Origin of the sequence: Peribacillus sp. RS7 (assembly GCF_041956845.1) — a bacterium.
In the GTDB taxonomy this organism is placed as follows: Bacteria; Bacillota; Bacilli; order Bacillales; family DSM-1321; genus Peribacillus.
Map to the genome: position 1 here is coordinate 1,782,230 of NZ_CP168135.1, position 19,629 is coordinate 1,801,858.

Below are 19,629 nucleotides of genomic sequence, written 5' to 3' on the forward strand. Positions count from 1 at the left end.
TTAGAATAGGGAAAAAGACATATTCGAGGTGGAAAACCGTGAAAAAAAGTGTAGTCGCATTTTCGACATTAGCCATTTTATCTTCGACTTTTGTTTCTCCTGCCCTTGCCAGTACATATACAGTCAAAAGCGGTGATAACTTAAGTAAAATCGCCCAGAAGCATAATACGACGGTAAAAGACTTAAAACAGCTTAATAACTTAAAAACAGACTTTTTGAGTATTAACCAAAAATTAATTATTTCCAACTCCAAAACGACATCAAATGCTTCTTCAGTCTCCTTGAAAAAAACAAAGAATACTACATATACCATTGTTTCAGGTGATACCTTAACCAGGATAGCAAACAAGCATAACCTTACACTTGCTGAATTGATGAAATTGAATAATTTAAAATCCGATAGAATTTATGCGGGTGCTAAACTTATCGTATCTAAATCAACCACTACCACCACCATTGATCTACCAAGCAGCTCCAAGCCATCCAATGTTACTCAGACCCCAGCCAATTCGTCTACATACATTGTGGTAAAAGGGGACACACTTTCCAAGATCTCCAGAAAAACCAACTTGACTGTAGCCCAGCTTAAATCAATCAACTCGTTAGAGTCTGATCTAATCAGAGTGGGCCAAAAACTAAAATTAGGTAAATCGGCAAGTACTGCCTCTCCAGGTAAACATGATGATGGAAAAGTGGAAGCTCCAAGTTCCGGGAACAAAGTAACCAAGCTCGTTTCTGAAGCAAAGAAATTAATTGGAACACCATATTCGTGGGCGGGCGCCTCTCCATCAGGTTTCGATTGCAGTGGATTTATTTACTATACGTTCAAAAAGGCTGGATATGAAGTTTCCAGGCTTTCATCTTCCACATATTATGATATGGGTAAAAGGGTTACTTCACCGAAAAGTGGCGACCTTATCTTCTTTGCAACGGGTTCCAACAAATCAGTGGTAAGCCATATGGGAATTTACTTGGGTGGCGGACAGTTCATTCATGCCTCATCAAGTAAGGGAGTAACAATCAGTTCTACTTCAAACTCTTATTTCAAAAGTAGAATCATAGGATATAGAAGTTTATAGGATTTACATGCCAGACTTTATCTTAAAGTCTGGCAATCTTATGTAGAGAGTCACACCTTCTTTTTATTCATGGTTATATAATTAAAAAATTCGATTGATAGGATAGCGAAGGAATTCAGTATCTGAGAATCCTTCGTTTTTTTACTGTTAATACAGGTAAATATGCACTCTAAGTACAAAAAGAAACTATTCTATTTTTGACAAAAAAAAGGTATAGTTAAAAACATACCAACTAGGTATTTTTTCGCACCTTCCATTTTATGGGATGGTTCAAGGGGGAATATTAGATGAGATCCGAACATAACAAAAAGAAAAAGAAACGTAAAACGTTTAAAATAATCGGCTTCACCCTTCTTATCCTTATCATTGGCGCAGGTACTTATGGAGCTTCAGTTTATCAATCGTTAGCCGGAGCGATTCAAACTATGCAGGGTACAGAGCACAAAACGGATAAGCGTGTAGATGACATCAAGTTCAAAAGCAAAGATCCATTTTCATTACTCATTCTTGGCGTGGATGAAAGGAAAAATGACTCAGGTCGATCAGATACGATGATTGTCATGACGGTTAATCCTAAAAAAGAATCCATTGAATTATTGAGTTTACCCAGAGATACGCGTACAGAAATCATCGGTAAAGGCATAAATGATAAAATGAACCATGCCTATGCATATGGCGGAGTTTCCATGTCGATAAACACAGTGGAAAACTATATGGATATTCCGATTGATTATTACGTCAAAATGAATATGGAAGGCTTTCAGGATATTGTGAATGCTGTCGGTGGCATCACAGTTGATAATGATATGGACCTTGCCTATAAAGGGTTTAATTTTAATAAAGGCACAATCGACTTAAATGGTAAAGAGGCATTGATTTATTCCCGAATCCGCAAGGAAGATCCCCGCGGAGATTATGGACGGCAAATGCGGCAACGTCAGGTTATCCAAGCTGTCATGAAAAAAGGGTCAAGTCTCTCAACACTTACCAATTATGACGATATATTCGAAGCACTAGGTAAAAACGTTGAGACCAATTTAAGTTTCAATGAAATGTTGAGTATCCAAAATAACTATAAATCATCCCTAAAAAATATTGAACAATATACTCTTGAAGGTGACAATCAAAAGGTAGATGGCGTTTGGTACAACATCGTTCCGGAAGATACAAAACTTGAAGCCCAAAACCGTGTGAAAACACATCTGGGATTATAATGGGGGGAGGATGGCTTTAATAGCCATCCTCTTTTTTTACCTTTTGGTCAATCCTTCGTTTTTTTAAAATAATCGGAACGTATCACTTGGTCACTCAGATCAATCTCCTTTTGGTCTTCTGGTGAAAATCCTTCGACCTTGCCCTCTTCATTAATTTTCATTTGAGAACCATAATCCCCTTTTAATATCAAAGCATCACCTTTTTCGTCATTAAGCATGCTCTCTCCAAAGTATGAAGAACTCTTAATATTGAACAGATCATATAGAGTTGGTAAAATATCGATTTGGCCCGCTACCTTATCAATCGTTCTTCCTTTCATATCCTCCTGATAAATGATCACGGGAATGGGCATATATTTTTCAATCCACTGCTCATCGCTAATTTTACTACCGTAATACGCTTCAACCTCGTGTTTATCTTTTAAAAATAGCCCATCATGATCTCCGTAAATGACAATCACGCTGTCTTTCAATTTCCCGTCATCCTTCAATTTCTTTACGAAATCCCCGATGGCTGAATCCGTATAATGAATTGCTTCAAAATATTTAGATAGATAACTGCCCTCTTTTCCAACTTCAGGCTTCAATGTTATCTGTTCCTTCGGTAGCGAAAAAGGTACATGGCTGGTCAATGTAACGAAAAAAGCATAATAGGGATTTTGTTTATCTTTTAATAAATCATAGCTTTGATTGAAGAAACTGCGGTCTCCCAAGCCCATCGAAATCATCTCATCTTGCTTCATGTCCTCTATGGAAAAATAGTCATCAAACCCTAGTGAGGGATATGCATGCTGCCTATTCCAAAAGTCTTCTTCATCCCCGTGGAAAGCATAACTTTGATAATCCGACTTCTTTAATTCTTTAGCAAGACCCGGGAAATCATTATAAGGGAACCGAAAAAAGGTCGCGCCTTGCTTTAAAGGAAATAAACCGGTATTCACGATCAGCTCTCCATCAGATGAATTTCCAAATACGGTCTGTGGATATACATGCGGGAAGTACAAACCCTCCTTCGCCAATTCATTCATGAATGGTGTGACCTCCTGTCCGGCACTACTTTGAAATAGCGGAAACGCCTGTAAAGATTCCACTTGGATGATAATGAGATTCTTCCCCTCCAATGAACCTGAAAAGGCATGATCCTTTATTTTCTTTTTATTGAAGTAATCAGAAACGGCCTTCTTTTCTTTCGAAGACATTCCATGCCCTCCCGAGTCAGTAAAGTAGGCATACGTGTCCAATAAGTGATGACCGATCGGGCCCCAGTTTCGCAAGAAGGTATTCGCCTCATAACGCCGGGTTATATCCACCTTGTCGATAAAAATATTCTTTACCGGCTTAAGCCCTGCTATCATCAGGAAAATCACGGCCGGTACAAGTGCCATATGCTTGAGGGGGTATTTTTTCTTCACGAATGATTCTGCAATTGGAATACCTACCAGAAGAAAGATTGAATCTTTCATTTCCATCATACTGAATATACTTTCACCAAGCCCATTCAGATTGCTTTTTTGCATCCACATATAGGAAGTTATAGGTGTCGAGTAATAGCGATAAAACCAGATGTCCCCAAGGAAAAAGACCATGATCGAAAGAAGGAAGACAGAAAAAATGATGCCCTTTAGGATCCAATTCGGTATCCATTCCTTCAGATAAACAATAAAACCGGCAACACCGATGATTATCGTAATAATCCCGACAGAAAGATCATTACCCATCCTATCATTCGTATAAATGAAAAGTATGGCCACGATTGAAATGGACAAAATCTCAAATAGCCTCTCCTTCAATCGCTGATTTAGGTTATTCTTCATGCTCCAGCCACTTTCCTCTTCATTATTTCCAGGCCATCGTTAAGCCTGATTACGGAAGATTACTTATAAATATTACTTAGCGTTACCATTTATGAGAAATTGCAGACAGAAAACAGCATTAATATTTGGCAGTTGTCAAACCAGTCTTAATGCCTTCCCTCATAAACAAGAGCCTTCATCTATAGATGAGGGCTCAGACTGTAGACAAACTTGAGAAAAGCAAGTTTGTTATTTAATAAACTTCAGTTGTTTTCAGAAATTGCTTCGTGAGGAGTGTCACAAATTTCTTCAATCTAGTGAGGGTTTCACCCATATAAACCAGTAAAAAATCAAGGAGCATAACCCCTTCGGGTAATACTTCCCTCGATAAAATCGTGAAAGGGATTCGGGATGAGACCATTCCGCACCCTATTTTGTCGACAAACTGGTATAGATGAGGGCTCTTCAACATACTTAATCATTTCTTTTCATTCCGGTTGCCGCCAATTCATGTGAGTGTTTTTCCTACTATCTCTTCCATTCAAAAGCAATCTTCCAATCTTCATCAGGAATCGATTCTGCCAACATATCCCCTTCTTCGAATAAGAAACGCCATGGCATGCTTGAAAGTGCCGGTATCTCCCCCAGGTTTGATAGATCGAATGCCTTTTTTGCCAATAATTTTCCGTTCCCATCCACTATCAATAAATCCACGATATCAAACTGGACTGCTTTCTCCAATGAATTTCGGAGAAAAGCAACTATGATTACATCATCCTCCACCCTATTCAGCTTAACGCCGGATATTGAAATTTGATTCGGTTTTAATGCAGCCAGCCTTTGATGGTGGAATCTATATACATATTCCTCTTGCTTGGAAATTTCCCATTCCTTGTGAAACATCAGGGCAGTATGAACAGCGTCCTGATTGAGTACCTCACGTTCATCTATAGTTAAATGGTTTTTCTTTTCATTAACCCTTATATCCCTTTTTCCAAATAAACTCATCATTCTTCACTCTCCAAAGCAGCTTCATCTTCCTGATTGCTATTCATATATTCCATAAAATGGATGCTTATCTCCGACTCGATTATACTTAAGAGAAGGTTGAATTGGCTAAGTGCCACTTTTTCAAACAACATATATGGGTCCTGTTGACCATATCCGCTTAAACCAACGCCTTCCTTCATACTATTCATTTCGTCCAAATGATTCATCCAATTTGTATCAATATGCTGCAGCATGAAAGCACGTAACTGGTTTCCCCATTCTGCATCGTCTTGAAAAATTACTAGCATCGATTCCAATTCACCTAAAGCATCCAATGCTTTTGCTTCAACTAAATGACCTTCCAAATCCTTCAAATCACTTGCCTGCCAATCCAAAGACAGGAAAACAGGGGAAAGCTCATCAATAAAGGCGGAGGAATCATGTTCTGCTAGATGTTCAGGGTAATGTTTCTCTATGAGTCGACGAACGTATTTTTCGATATATTCTAGTAATATGACCGACATCCGTCCAGAATCCCAATCAAGAATCCTATCTCTCATCGCATAGATGATTTTTCTTTGCTCATTTAATGCATGTTCTAACTTCAATAAATGGTAACGACTTGATTGATGCATCTGCTCTATCGTTTCCTGCACCCTTTTCACGAATTTATCGGGTGCAGGGCCCACCACCAATCCATTTTCGTCCGTTTTGATTTTATTTATATACCGTTCGATCTCTTCTTCATCATAGTAATCAAACAAATCATCTTCCAAGGAAATGATGAATTGTGTTGAACCTGGATCACCCTGCCGGCCGGAACGTCCCCTTAGCTGCATGTCAATCCGACTGCTCTCGTGTCGCTCCGTACCGATGATATGAAGGCCGCCCAATTCCTTGACAGCATCATCCAGCACTATATCCGTTCCTCTCCCAGCCATGTTCGTAGCCAGCATGACTTGATTTTTTTGCCCGGCATTGGCGATGATTTCCGCTTCATCCTCTTCCGTCTTCGCATTAAGGATTTGATGCTTAATTTTCCCCTTATCTAAATGAACCGAAATTTTTTCAGATTGCTCAATGGAGGTCGTCCCGATCAGAATAGGTCTGCCTTCTTCATGAATCCGTTTTACTTCCGTGACGATTTTGTTGATTTTGCTGATTTCATCCTTATAGATCAAATCAATCTCATCCACTCGAATAATAGGCTTATTAGTTGGAATTTCAATGACGGGGAGCTGATATGTTTCCCGGAATTCCGACTTTGATTGCACGGCACTGCCTGTCATCCCAGACATTGAATGATATAAACAAAAGTAATTTTGGATGGTTATCAACGCCTGTGTTTCATTCTCTTCGGAAATCTCCAAGCCCTCTTTTGCCTCAATTGCTTGATGAAGCCCATCACTGAAGCTTCGCCCTTCCATCACCCTGCCTGTGAATTTATCGATTAATGAAATCCTTCCATCCATGACAATGTAGTCCACATCCAATTTCATGATCGCGTGGGCTTTAAGCGCCTGTGTGACATTATGTAATAACTCTTGATGATCCAGACCATACAGATTGTCGATACCAAAAGCCTCTTCAATCTTGGAAGCCCCTTGATCCGTGAAAAAGGCCGCCTTTGACTCAGTGAAAATCTCGTAATCATCATTTTCTATATATGACTTCATGATTTGTGCAGTGATCTGGTGAAGCTCGGTTCCGTCGCTTGCCTTGCCCGCAATGATTAATGGTGTCCTCGCTTCATCAATCAAGATGCTGTCAATCTCATCGACAATGGCAAATCGGTGTCCTCTTTGAACCCTCTCTTCTCTTCGGAAAACCATATTGTCACGCAAATAATCAAAACCGAACTCTGTTGCCGTTCCATACGTGATATCTGCTTTATAAGCTTCACGTTTTGCAGTAGGCCCCATTTGGGAAATGTTCAAACCGACCGTCAACCCTAGAAATTCATGAATTTTTCCCATTAACTCTTTATCACGTCTGGCCAAATATTCATTGGCCGTAATAATATGGACACCATTCCCGCACAGTGCATGTAAATAGCTAGGCAAGGTAGCGACAAGTGTCTTCCCCTCTCCCGTATTCATTTGTGCAATGCCCCCTTCACTCAGGACAAAGCCACCTGCAAGCTGGACATCATGGTGCCTAAGGTTCAACACTCGTTTAGAAGCCTCCCTTACTACCGCAAAAGCTTCGGTTTGTATATCCGATATATTTTTACCAGCATCCAATAAGTTTTTAAATCTATCCTTCATTCCGCATAATTCTTGATCTGAATATCTTTCATACTTACCCTCTAGTCGATTCACATCTTCTACCAACTTATAAATTCTCTTTAAGTCTTTAGAGCTTTCTTTGAAGAACTTTTTCATACTGGATAGCATAGGGTTTTCTCTCCTATTATTTCAATTGAACTCTAGTGAAATTATATCAGTTATATATTTACTGTTTATAAATTATTACCTATATATTGAAATTATATAGAAGGTTTTATCACCCTTCCTTCTTTTATTGCGATATTGTAAAAGTTATAAAAGCTACAGTCATCCTAGTCCAGTCTGGATGATATTCACATAGAAAATTAATGCTCCTTCCTGAATATCAGGAAGGGGTTTTTTTATCGATTTAAACAAATAATAGGAAGACTTTCACCCAATGGAGGATTCCAGATGAATAAGACATCCACAAGATTCATTCTTAAACTTACACAGCCTCATCACTTTGGATTACTCGTTCTTATCTGCATTATTTGCATGACCTCTCCTATTCAAGCAGAGATCAAAAACACCCCCAAGAATGTCATATTGCTGATTGGCGACGGCATGGGGTTAGGTGCAATAGAAATTGCCCGACAATTGGAATACGGAAAGACAGGCGTTTTGCATTTGGAAAAACTGGAGCACATTGCCCTGATGCGCACGTATTCCGCCAATAATTACGTCACTGACTCGGCAGCAGGAGGGTCCGCGATTGCCACTGGAATAAAAACCAACAATGAATCGATCGGTGTCGATGTCAATGGTTCCGAGGTAGATAGTGTATTGGATGCATTTCAGGCGAATGGAAAAAAAGTCGGGATCATTTCAACCAATATGGTAGTCGATGCCACTCCTGCTGCCTTTGGTGCAAGTGTGTCTAACCGGTGGACAGGCGGCGCAAATATCGCGAGGCAGCTCTTTGAGAACCGGATAGACGTCATTCTCGGCGGAGGTGCCAGCTATTTCGGGGCAGATAAGCAAAATGGCGAGGATTTAATCACTAAATTTAAAAAAGCAGGCTATGGGATTACGACCACTAAAGAAGAGCTTAGTTCCATTAATAAAACGGAAAAACTATTAGGGTTATTTCACCCTACCTATATGAATTTTAAGCTGGATAAAGAAGTATTACATTCACAAGAGCCATCTCTACCCGAAATGACATCCAAAGCGATTGATATTTTATCTCAGGGTGATAAAGGATTCTTCCTGATGGCTGAAGGTGCTCGTATTGACCACATGGAGCATGCGGCCGATATCACTGGAATATGGAAGGAAACGATCGAGTTTGACCAGACCGTCAAAGAAGTTGTGAATTGGGCAAAAAATAGAAATGATACTTTGATTGTTGTGCTTGCAGACCACGAAACAATGGGGACCTCCGCATCTGAGACCATGGATATCCCTGCATTGAAAAAAATCAGGGTTTCTTCTGAATATATGTCCAAACAGCTTATATTCAATAAAAATAACGAAATCAATCCAGAAAGTGTCGTTTCCACATTCAAGAAGTATGCACATATATCCCTTACGGATCAGGAAGTTCATCGATTCATCGCTAACGTTAGAAAGAATAGAACGCTTGTCTATCCACAGCATCAAATTGATTGGGAAATCGGAAGCACCATCGCCAAGTATCATAAGGCAGGTGTAGCTGATCGAAACATAAGGGCTGCCAGTTCCACAGGAGGGCACACCGCCAATATGATACCCGTTTTTGCTTCGGGCCCAGGCAGTGAAGCCTTTGATGGGGTCATTGAAAATACGGAAGTTTCGAAAATCATCACAAAAGCCGCCGGTGTTCCGTTCACACCCGGTCAGCATAAAACAAAAGAAGAATGAATTGATTCATTCTTCTTTTAAGATGATTCTCCTGTCTCATTAAATTGGATTTTTTCTGTATTCATTTCTATTGAGGTGCGTTAACTCAAGTTTGGGGGGATTTCTCCGAAGTTTGGGGCAATTACTCGCGAAATTGTGCGATATTCCTGAAGTTTAGGGCGTTTACTCGTGAGTTTAGTGCGTTTACTCGTGAGTTTGCGCTTTTTACTCGTGAATTCGTGCTGTTTCCTTATAAGTGTGATGAATTTACTCTTAGGAGGTGCGTTAACTCAAGTTTTGGAGGATTTCTCCGAAGTTTGGGGCAATTACTCACGAAATTGTGCGATATTCCTGAAGTTTAGGGCGTTTACTCGTGAATTTGTGCTGTTTACTCGTGAGTTTGGGGCGTTTACTCGTGAGTTTGCGCTTTTTACTCGTGAATTCGTGCTGTTTCCTTATAAGTGTGATGAATTTACTCTTAGGAGGTGCGTTAACTCAAGTTTTGGAGGATTTCTCCGAAGTTTGGGGCAATTACTCACGAAATTGTGCGATATTCCTGAAGTTTAGGGCGTTTACTCGTGAATTTGTGCTGTTTACTCGTGAGTTTGGGGCGTTTACTCGTGAATTCGTGCTGTTTACTCGTGAGTTTGGGGCGTTTACTCGCGAGTTTGTGCGTTTACTCGTGAATTTGCGCTTTTTACTCGTGAATTCGTGCTGTTTCCTTATAAGTGTGATGAATTTACTCTTAGTAGGTGCGTTAATTCAAGTTTTGGGGGATTTAGCCGAGTTTGGGGCAATTACTCACGAAATTGTGCGATATTCCTGAAGTTTTGTGCGTTTACTCGTGAGTTTGCGCTTTTTACTCGTGAGTTTGCGCTTTTTACTCGCGAGTTTGCGCCTTTTACTCGTGAGTTTGATGAAGAACCTTAACCATTTATAATAGAACAAAAAAAGACGCCAATAAATGACGTCTTAATTATTCATTTTTTCACATGTTTCTTTACAACATACCCAATCTGGCTTCCCTTTTTCACTTTATACCACTCATCTTGTTGAGCTAGGATCGTTACGGTTTGATCCCTGTATAGTTTCCCGACCGTTTCAGAAGAATCATTTCTATTTTCTTTAATAGATAATGTGTTTGCTGTCACGATTCCCGTCGTCTTCCTAATGGGGATTTTCGTTGAAACGCTTTTCTTATTGTCACTCCCATCCTTAGCGGTGATTGTCACCGTGAAAATCCCGTTGGTCATATTTTTGAAATCCCAGCTTGCCGATTGCCTGCCTTTAATGACCTGCCTTTCGGAAAGGGTGCCAACCGCTTTGCCCTTACTGTTCTTGATTTCCACTTTCACTTTAGAGTTTTCATTTATTGTATACGTTATGTTCGCTTTCTCGGTACTGTAATTACCCGATGTATTGACATCGGTGATTTTCGGTGCCGACGTATCCTTACTAATCTTAATCACCATTCTTGCCGAACCTTCATTACCGCTTCGGTCCATTGTTGATATTTCCGCTCCATATGTACCGTTACTTACCGCTTTCGTGTTCCAGATTACTGAATGGGTACCTTTTTTCATTGTTTGGTCACGAACTGGGGTAGTTAGGGCTTTCCCTTTACTATCTTTAATCGTGAGTGAAACTACTGCATCTTCTTTAAGGGAATAAGTGATTTCAACTTCATCCTTTTCATGATCCGTCTTCGCTTTCATGTTTATTGATTTCGGTGCCGCCTTCACGTCAAGATCCGTTTTAGAACCAGCCCCTATTTGTCCATATTCCTTTTCTATATTAGTATTAGGATAATAAAATGCCAAAATCTCTTGATACGATTGACCTGCTTCCGCCCTGTTTTTCGCTCCAAACTGACTTAGCCCGACCCCATGTCCGTATCCTGACCCTTCAATAGCAATTCTGGAAGGTTCGGAAGATGAATGGTCAACCAGATAGCTTTTCATCACATCTTGCCCCACCATGCCCCTGATTTTGGAAGCCGCTACATTGGTAAGGTTAATCTTTTGCTCCAAAAGTCTCCCCCTGTCATCAACAAGATCCCTTACATAGAATTTCAGTTGGATCGAGCCTTTCGTAACCCGGCCTCCCGTTTTTTTATCGGTAAATGTTAAAACGGGAATCTCCGTTATTTTAATATCTTTATTCGCATATCCATTATTATTTAGCCAAACCTTGAGCCTAGGTACAACCGCATTATCTTTTTCCTGTATACTTGTCCACCATTCATCCGGATTCGATAAATCTTTTTTTGACAGGTCGATTTGCTGCTTGTCCAGCGTTATCGCCCAATTGGTTTTTGGATCATAGGAATCTTCTTTTATAGTTAAATATGCAAGAGGATTACCACTTGACCAAACATTTGAATTCGATTCGGTCATGCCTCCATTACTTGAGGAAAAGAACGCTTCGATTATTTCATCATCTTGTTTGATTACCATACCCGTCGTCTGATCAATGGCAGAATTAGTTTGGTAGTGACCGTCCGCCCCGCCATATACTTGGTAAGAAACCGTATCATCAATTAATGCGGATTGATGGCGAAGAGCATAAGTCCGGGCGGCAATCGCCTGTGCTTTTAAGGCTTCGGCATGCCATAGTGCAGGCATCTCCCGCGGCACAACGCCCTTTAGATAATCTTCAATGTAAACATGATTGATTGGCCGAATGTAACCGCCCTCCACTGTAAATGAAAATGAACCTGGATATGGCCGGCCGTTTATGGACAATGAAGCATCTGATTTAACAGGAATTATCTTGAGGGAAGCATAAGCTCCCGCTTTCTTAGAACCTTTGTAAACGGCAATTTTTGCTGACTCCACTTTCAAAGTCAGATCTTCACCCGCCTTGATGAATATCTCTCCCCCTGAAGTACGGTAGTCCCCGGTTGCCGTTAATTTGACACTGGTTTGATTCCCTAAGTAATTCTTCAGTTTCACTTCCATCGTTGTATTCTCTTCCGTTGCCGTTGCTTCAGGAGAAGGAAATGCAGAAAAAATGATAAAGAAAGCAATAAACAAATATTTTAAACTCCTCATTCCTTTTCATCCTCATTCCAATTCTATTTGTCTTTCAAAGATTTCCGGACGCATTAATCCTGATACGTTCAATCCAATGGCATGGGAGAGTATATAATAATCCTGGATGATGTCACTGCTTCTGAACCATGTTCCATGATTTTCATTCCTTGTTTTTAACTCCTTTTTGAATGACAAACTTTTAAGGTTTACTGAACTCTCTTTTTTACATTCTGTATGTACGACTCATTATCCTTCAAATCCAACCTTTAATATTGAGGTTGAATAGCATAACGTTTTTGATCATTTATGAAGGTACTGAAATCCTTAACCGTTAAAAAAAAAAGCTGGACATGGAAGAAAACATGTCCAGCTTTTTATTTGGTAAATGCTCGATGCATCTAACCATTTTCTGATGGGTACTTATTTCTTTACTTTAAATACTTCTTCAAGACCGGTTTCATATGATCGATAGCGACATGGCTGCCGCCCCGTCCTTTTACATCCTCTACCATCCATGCCATGAGAAGTTCTGGGTCTTCTAAGTCCATTGCAACAAACCAGCCATTTTCTGTTCCGTCAGCGTTTTTGGATGCCTTGATTTCAGCAGTTCCCGTTTTGGCTGCGATTTTTATGCCAAGATCATTTATTCCATGTCCGCTTCCCTTAGGATGTTCCACTACTTGTGTCAGCATCTTGGTGATCTGATTTGCTTGGTCTGCTGATATGGAATTTCCCTTCCATATTTTCTTTTCTATTTTATCTCCTGTTATTAACGAAGGTGCCAGGATGTTTCCTTCATTCAAGAAGGCTGAATAGGTCATAGCGAGATGAAGAGTGCTCATTTGGACTTGAGCTTGACCATATCCAGCGTCTGCCAAGCGTCCTTCACTGTCGATTTTACCAATGCTCGATGCTTTGATCGGATAATCGTAGTTCAAAGCTTCATCAAATCCGAATGCCTTGAGTCCATTTGAGAATTTTTCTTTTCCAAGCCCCAATGCTTTTTGGGCAAAATAAATATTGTCTGAATAAATTAATGCCTTTTCCATATCGATTGGAACACCGGGGTCAGAAACCCTTGTAATGGAATGATCTTTCCATGTCGATTTGGCCCACGTTTTTCCTTGGATATTTATTGTCTCATTCGGATCCACACCATTTTTCAAAGCGATTGCCGCAGTAATCGCCTTAATGGTTGAACCAGGTGCAAACGTCGAACTGAAACGGTTTAAGAGCGGTTTTTTTGGGTCTTCTTCAAGCGCTTTTTGTTCCGCTTTTGTTATTCCGAATATATATTTATTAGGATCGAATGACGGACTTGAAACAAGTGCAAGCGTTTCACCGGTTTTTGGATCAAGTGCCGATGCTGATCCAACTTCGTTCTTATATTGCTTAAAGATATCCTTTTGAAGCTCGGCATCGATGGTCAATGTAATTGTTTCTCCCTCTTCAGCAGGTTTTTCAGCAATTACTTTTTCTTCGCCATCTTCTGATTTAATAAAGATTTTACCGCCAGGTTTCCCTTTAAGCCTTTCTTCTAAAACTTCCTCAAGGCCTCGCTTGCCAATAACGTCACTTGCGGTATAACCTTTCCCTTTCAATTTCTCCAAGTCTTCGGCTGATGCCTCGCCGACGTATCCAATTAGATGGGCAGTAGCCTCTTTATATGGATATATGCGTTCTTCCGTATTATTGACCGATACCCCAGCAATGCTTAATAGCTTTTCCAAGGTTGCGGTATTATCGTTTGACATTTTCTTGATGGGGACGAAATAGCTGGGCTTCACCCATGATTGTTTTAATTTCTGATTCACTTCGTCGGTGGTCATATTGAGGATTCCAGCGACCTTTTTAACTGTTTCGGATTCATTGGCCATTTTCTCTGGCACAATTCCTACTTCTGCTACCGTTCCATTCATGGCAAGACCGCGTTCATTTCGATCGACAATTTCCCCGCGAATGGCTGGATACGATTCAACAGATATCTTTTCACCAGCTTCCAATTTAGGGAATATATAACTTTCATCCCACTTGATGTACCAATTTTCTTCCTCACCTTCCCCTTCCTTGACAAGGGTCGCTTTATGGTCAGAGCTGACTGCACCTGCCATAGTGGACATATCAACGGTATAAGCAAGGTTCACCTTTTCTCCATCTTTATGATCTTTTTCTTCTTTTGGCTGTTTATAGTCCACCTTTAATTGGTCGACTTCTATGCCCGAATAGATTTTTTCATAACGTTTCGCAAATTCATCCGCACTGATTTCTTTCTTTGTCTCAGGTGACAGATATTCGTACATCTTCGTAAAATCCTGTTTATTCCAAAGCTTCGTATATGCTGCAAAGCGATCTTCTGGAGTTGGCTCATCCGAGCACCCGGCCAGGAACAATACGCTCATCAACAATAAGCTGGAAACTAAAGCTAGTTTCTTCATGATTTCCTCCTAATGAATAGTTAGAGTGATATACCTATAGTTTATCAAAATATTAGGGGAATGGGGGATTTTACATGACAGATTTCTTGATTTTGCTAATTAACCATGTTTTTTCTAAAGCAAAAGTCCTGTACATATTGTACAGGACTTCAGACTATAGACGACTTCGAAGAAAGCGAGTTTGCCTACAGTTTTTTAAACGTTTCAGTTGTTTTCAGAAATCCGTTCCCTTTCCGCCGACTGTCTGCCAAGCCGCATCAAAGCAAGCATCTGTGGGGTCCGGCTAGCCAGTTATTCGGCAGGAGTGTCGCAAATTCCTTCAATCCGGTGAAGATTTCATCTACTATAATAAAGTAAAAAAACATGAATGAAATTCAAGTTTTTCTTTTAAATTCATGGTTCGAAATAAAACCAGCAGCTACAGTTTTTTCCTAATAAAAGGTCCATTTGTTTTCGGAAATCCGCAAATCCTTTCCGCCGACCGTCTACCAAGCCTTCTCACGCTAGCATCCTGCGTGGTCCAGGCTAGCCAGTTATTCGGCAGGAGTATCGAAATTCCATTAAACCAGTGGTTTCATCCACTATAATAAAGTAAAAAAACATGAACGATAATCGTTGGGTGAGGCAATTCCTAATTCCCCTTTTTCGACAAATTAAAGCATTCTTTTTTTTCGGCTTTTTTTCTCTTGCAACCATTTTTTCAAGAAGAAAAAGCCCAGGATGCTCGAAATGATGAGACCGCTCGTCGTCACCATGACAGCTACCCATTCGTATAGGGAGTAATTCATATATGCTTTCCACGGTAATTTCCCTTTCCAATCTTCAATATATAGATTCATTCCGAATATCCCGGAAATAACCGTATAAATCGTTAGTATTTGCAAGAGATAATTACTGCTTTTCCCAGCCAGTTTATCCTGGTTTTGATAAAGGTAGGAAAGTGTTTCCTTCACTTCTTTATAGAGAGTGGCGATCCTGAAGGTTTCATCCGTTTTTTTGAATAGCTCTTTACCGACAGCCGTACTATTGACTTCAGTAAATAAATATTTTGCAGAAAACTCAGTGATCATGAAAATCAGCTGTTCCGTATCCGATTGATCTTTTTCCACATCTATTCGGGAATGTTCATGAGCCAATTTGAGCAGTACGATTTTATAATAGAAGAAGAGCAACACCGTGTAAAAGTGCTGGCCGTACATTTCACTGGCCAGTTCCTGTTCCAGTTTACCTGTCGCTTTCGTGACACACGCGAAATGATACATGCTTGTTACATAATAGGTTTCCTTGCCCCACCTGTCATAAACCCTTTCTTGATAATAGCTTTCAATATAATCAGGGTTTAATGCGCCTATATATGGCTCCCCATCATTGTCATACCCGTTCAGTTCACTGATCCGGAATAAGTCATTTTTAGAAATATCACGATTCTCAGGGAATGCAATGTAACTGATCACGTACATTCTTTCATCGATGAAGAAGGGTAAACTGCCAAAATATGTCGGGTCCGCTTGTTCTTCATCTATATATTCTTCCATTGGCGGCAATAGTTCATTGAAGATGAAATCCTTCACCTGTTCATACTGATTTTCCCGACAGCCGACTTTCGTTTTTTCTTCGTCATCAGCAATCGGTTCAAGGATTCGGAATGTATCCCCAAAATAGAGAACATCATTATATGAAAGTCCTTCAGGTAACGTAACACGGAGATTCATCATGCCAATATGAAATGGACATATGAAGATATCTATAGAGTTAATAATAAATGGGGTATTTAAATAGGGTGATTCGAAGGTACAATCAATATCCAGTTTTTTCGTAAAGCGCCGCAAGCCTTCCTTCTGTTTTGCGTTTCCTGGAAATAATATCGGCTCGATGTAAGGCATGAAATACTTTTCCAATTTACGGTGTGAAACTTTATGGCCACCGTAAAATTGATTTTGTTGTTCCATATCTTTCAAGTTCAAAAAAACGAAATTGTCCCCCAACAACTTTTCCACAAACTTTTCAATCATATTTCCTTCAAGCGTAAACGGAAAAATGTACTGCTGGAAAGTTCGCTTCGTGGTATCATTCTTATCTTTCACATCCATAAATATATTCCTCCGATTAAACCTGCGACAAACAAGGGTTAATTCATTTATTTAATTATTATTTACCCATGTATATACAAACAAAACGAAACATATTATAGAAATAAATTGGACAAATTGTCCAAATAAAAAAAGATCCCCCAAGCAAGTGCTCGGGGGCCATCGAAAAGAGTTCTTCAACCCTCTTCACTTTAGGGTACTAGAAACTGATGTTTCTAATGAAAAATCCGATAGTCGGACCATTTTAGCATTTATTTTCAGGATGATAAACCACGAAATTCCTCCATATTTGGGCTTTAGAACTAAGTTTTATCTAATTAATCCTTATATACAGGAATTCACAGATGAAAATATAACTTTAGGAATAATCATAAGATCTTCTTTAAACCATCCATAAATCATGAAAATCACGTTTTAAATAATGGAAAAAGGGTAAATAAAAAAATAAGCAAAGGAGAGACATCATGAAATCCGATAACAATAAACAAAACTTTAAATTTTTCGAAAAAACAAATAACTCAAAACCAAGTGAAAGGAAACAAATGAGCGATTTCATCAAAAAAATGAAAATGAATTCTCAAAACTCTCATCTAAATGGTAAAAACTCATGACATGTATGGTGTCATGAGTTTTTATCGTTTAAAATGCGATTTCATTTCCGTGAAGGTTTTGCCTCACACATTTTTTGATACCGATTACATTCAAAAAATGTTGAATTTTCTTCATGGAGGTTGCCTGATATTCATCTACAATCGAAAACTCTTTAATATAAGCGATTTTTTCTTGTACATCTGTATCTATATGATCTTGGCTGTATTCTTTTCCATCTGATTTTTTGCATGTGTACACCACAGCTTCACCAATATTCCTGGTTGCCTTATCAAAAGAAAAAGAAAACACAATGGCACATTCATCATCGTAAAAAGAGGGTTTAACTTTCATATTAATATCAATCATTAACCTTACACCTCTCTCCGTTTTATTATTTACACTATAACAAAATTAATAAAAGGAAATAGGCGTTCCAAACTACGCTCACGTTTCTTCCACACCTACCAAATGGACCTTTCACCCCCATTGCATGGATAATTATAACTAAAGGAATATGCGCAAAAGAATAATCTATTAAAAAGAATAAAAAAAACACCTTCATATGAAGATGCTTGAATGAATAATAGGAAGCTTCATTACTTATTTATATAAACCTGGAAGTTCTGCGTAAAGGCCTGGTAATTCGCTTGGGACAATAACAAAAGCAGCGATGATAAGAAAAGATACGACTAATGCTTTAGTACTTTTTTTCATAGGTCATTCCTCCTTTTCTTTTAAAAAAATATTGGTTAAAATAGAAATTAATTCTATAGTTATATTTAACCACATTTCTTAAAACCATTAATTTCGACTAAAGAATCTATTTAAACCGTTCAGGACCTGTACATACAGCTTTCACCGATTTTTCATAACAAAATATAACTCTAGGCATATTTTAAGGAGAATCAAAATGGATTTTTTTGCAGTTGGACAAAAGATCAAAGAGCTACGTAAACAAATCGGACTTTCCCAGGAAGAGTTGGCATCCGGCATTTGTACACAAGCACAGATCAGTAAGATTGAAAAGGGCGATGTCTATCCATATGCATCCACTCTCTACTTAATTTCTCAACGTTTAGGTGTTGATGTAAACTATTTTTTCGATATTGGTATGACCCCTAGGCTGGATTATGTCGAAGAAGTGATTTATCAATTAAAAATAGCCAGAAGAACCCGAAATTATGAAGAAATGCAGCAAATTGTTAAGGCTGAGGAGAACAGTCCGCTCTTTCTTCAGAATAAAAAGAATCATCAATTGATTCTTTGGCACAAGGGAATATACGAATATGAAAAAAATAAAGATTTAGATAAAGCCATTGAGTTTATTAATCAGGCCATCGCCATCACTCATACGACTGATAAAATTTATTCGGAACGGGAGCTTGAAATCTTGAGTAGCCTTGGTGTGATGTATGTTGCCGAAGAACAATACGAAAATGCCTTTGCCTTGTTAAGGAAAGCTTTAGATCACTTGAAAGCCCTGCCCTTTTTGACCGATAAAACGCTAAAGACACGCTTATCCTATAATTTTGGCAGAGTCTTAACACGCCTGGTCCGATATGAAGAATCCATTGCCTGCTGCCAAGATGCCATAAAGTGGTGCCTCGAACATGATCAATTATATGCGTTAGCGGATTTACATTACCATTTAGGTTACAATTTTGAACTCGTAGGTAACTTTAAAGAGGCAAAAGAGTACTTGGAAAAGTCAGCATTTCTCTTCACATTACAAAAAAATCATACCTTCGCTACATTCATCAACAAAAAGTTGGACAGTTGGAAGAATGAAATGAAAATAAACTAATTCTATATATAAAGCCATTCCCACTGGAATGGCTCTTCCCATTCACCAAGAATATGTATAAGCTCTCGACTCATCATTTCCAAAACCTCTATTCTACATTTCAAATTCCAAGCCAAAATGAAGTATAATAAAGAGATGCTTCAAAAACCCACTTTTAAAAATGGTTCCTGCCCCTCATCACTTGGCTATTTGGCAATGTGAAGCGGATGAAGGATTTGTGGCATGGTTAGCATGAATGCTAGCTATTCCTGTTTGGAAGGCTATATATCCGAACCGCTTATATTCAAGGGGGTTTTTGACGATATTGACTTTTACAGGGGTTAAATGAAAAGACGGAAAGAGAATGGCCATGAAAAAAGTCAAGCATGGTACATATGCTGTGATGGCTTTTAAAATTGTCACTGTGGCAATTCCTTGGTTAACCCAGGCAAGACTACGATTGTTAAAGTACTGATGGTTCATGATCATACAAAAATATAATTTTGGTAAACAGGGCTTGACCCTGAA

14 protein-coding genes are annotated in these 19,629 nt (G+C 39.1%); 5 read left to right on the forward strand and 9 right to left on the reverse strand.

The features are described from left to right. Positions 1–38: 38 nt before the first annotated feature. Positions 39–1,079, forward strand: a complete 1,041-nt coding sequence (locus ACDZ29_RS09195) for a LysM peptidoglycan-binding domain-containing protein (protein ID WP_289327007.1) — start codon at positions 39–41, stop codon at positions 1,077–1,079. A 287-nt stretch (positions 1,080–1,366) separates the two neighbouring features. Then, positions 1,367–2,293, forward strand: a complete 927-nt coding sequence (locus ACDZ29_RS09200) for an LCP family protein (protein WP_375090715.1) — start codon at positions 1,367–1,369, stop codon at positions 2,291–2,293. A gap of 47 nt (positions 2,294–2,340) precedes the next feature. Here the strand turns inward: ACDZ29_RS09200 and ACDZ29_RS09205 are convergent, their stop codons facing one another. The 3 genes from ACDZ29_RS09205 to secA form a co-directional block, all read right to left on the reverse strand. After that, a complete protein-coding gene (locus ACDZ29_RS09205; RefSeq protein ID WP_375090716.1) occupies positions 2,341–4,107 on the reverse strand; it encodes an LTA synthase family protein in 1,767 nt (588 codons plus the stop codon). A gap of 507 nt (positions 4,108–4,614) precedes the next feature. Beyond that, a complete protein-coding gene (locus ACDZ29_RS09210; RefSeq protein ID WP_289327010.1) occupies positions 4,615–5,097 on the reverse strand; it encodes an SLAP domain-containing protein in 483 nt (160 codons plus the stop codon). Next, positions 5,094–7,472, reverse strand: a complete 2,379-nt coding sequence (gene secA, locus ACDZ29_RS09215; RefSeq protein WP_375090717.1) for a preprotein translocase subunit SecA — start codon at positions 7,470–7,472, stop codon at positions 5,094–5,096. The genes ACDZ29_RS09210 and secA overlap by 4 nt, the downstream gene beginning before the upstream one ends. A gap of 285 nt (positions 7,473–7,757) precedes the next feature. Here secA and ACDZ29_RS09220 point away from each other — a divergent pair, with 285 nt between their 5' ends. Continuing rightward, complete coding sequence (locus ACDZ29_RS09220) at positions 7,758–9,188, forward strand: alkaline phosphatase (protein WP_375090718.1); 1,431 nt, start codon at positions 7,758–7,760, stop codon at positions 9,186–9,188. Between the two features lie 352 nt (positions 9,189–9,540). Next, entirely contained in the window at positions 9,541–9,993 is a 453-nt protein-coding gene (locus tag ACDZ29_RS09225; RefSeq protein ID WP_375090719.1) for a hypothetical protein, read from the forward strand. Between the two features lie 154 nt (positions 9,994–10,147). Here the strand turns inward: ACDZ29_RS09225 and ACDZ29_RS09230 are convergent, their stop codons facing one another. The 5 genes from ACDZ29_RS09230 to ACDZ29_RS09250 all read right to left on the reverse strand — a co-directional run bounded on the left by ACDZ29_RS09230 (position 10,148) and on the right by ACDZ29_RS09250 (position 17,684). Next, positions 10,148–12,220: a SpoIID/LytB domain-containing protein gene (locus ACDZ29_RS09230; RefSeq protein ID WP_375090720.1), complete on the reverse strand. Its 2,073-nt coding sequence runs from the start codon at positions 12,218–12,220 to the stop codon at positions 10,148–10,150. 12 nt (positions 12,221–12,232) lie between these two features. Next, on the reverse strand, positions 12,233–12,397 hold the full coding sequence (locus ACDZ29_RS09235; RefSeq protein WP_375090721.1) for a hypothetical protein: 165 nt from the start codon (positions 12,395–12,397) through the stop codon (positions 12,233–12,235). A gap of 233 nt (positions 12,398–12,630) precedes the next feature. Continuing rightward, positions 12,631–14,637, reverse strand: coding sequence for a penicillin-binding transpeptidase domain-containing protein (locus ACDZ29_RS09240; RefSeq protein ID WP_375090722.1), 2,007 nt, complete (start codon positions 14,635–14,637; stop codon positions 12,631–12,633). Between the two features lie 653 nt (positions 14,638–15,290). After that, positions 15,291–16,727: a hypothetical protein gene (locus ACDZ29_RS09245; RefSeq protein ID WP_375090723.1), complete on the reverse strand. Its 1,437-nt coding sequence runs from the start codon at positions 16,725–16,727 to the stop codon at positions 15,291–15,293. Positions 16,728–17,366: 639 nt separating this feature from the next. Next, on the reverse strand, positions 17,367–17,684 hold the full coding sequence (locus tag ACDZ29_RS09250; RefSeq protein ID WP_375090724.1) for a hypothetical protein: 318 nt from the start codon (positions 17,682–17,684) through the stop codon (positions 17,367–17,369). A 544-nt stretch (positions 17,685–18,228) separates the two neighbouring features. Between ACDZ29_RS09250 and ACDZ29_RS09255 the strand changes: the two genes are divergently transcribed. Beyond that, complete coding sequence (locus ACDZ29_RS09255) at positions 18,229–19,122, forward strand: helix-turn-helix domain-containing protein (RefSeq protein ID WP_289327022.1); 894 nt, start codon at positions 18,229–18,231, stop codon at positions 19,120–19,122. A 177-nt stretch (positions 19,123–19,299) separates the two neighbouring features. Here the strand turns inward: ACDZ29_RS09255 and ACDZ29_RS09260 are convergent, their stop codons facing one another. Then, positions 19,300–19,524 (reverse strand): hypothetical protein, encoded by a 225-nt coding sequence (locus ACDZ29_RS09260; protein WP_375090725.1) that lies wholly within the window; start codon positions 19,522–19,524, stop codon positions 19,300–19,302. Positions 19,525–19,629: the final 105 nt, after the last annotated feature.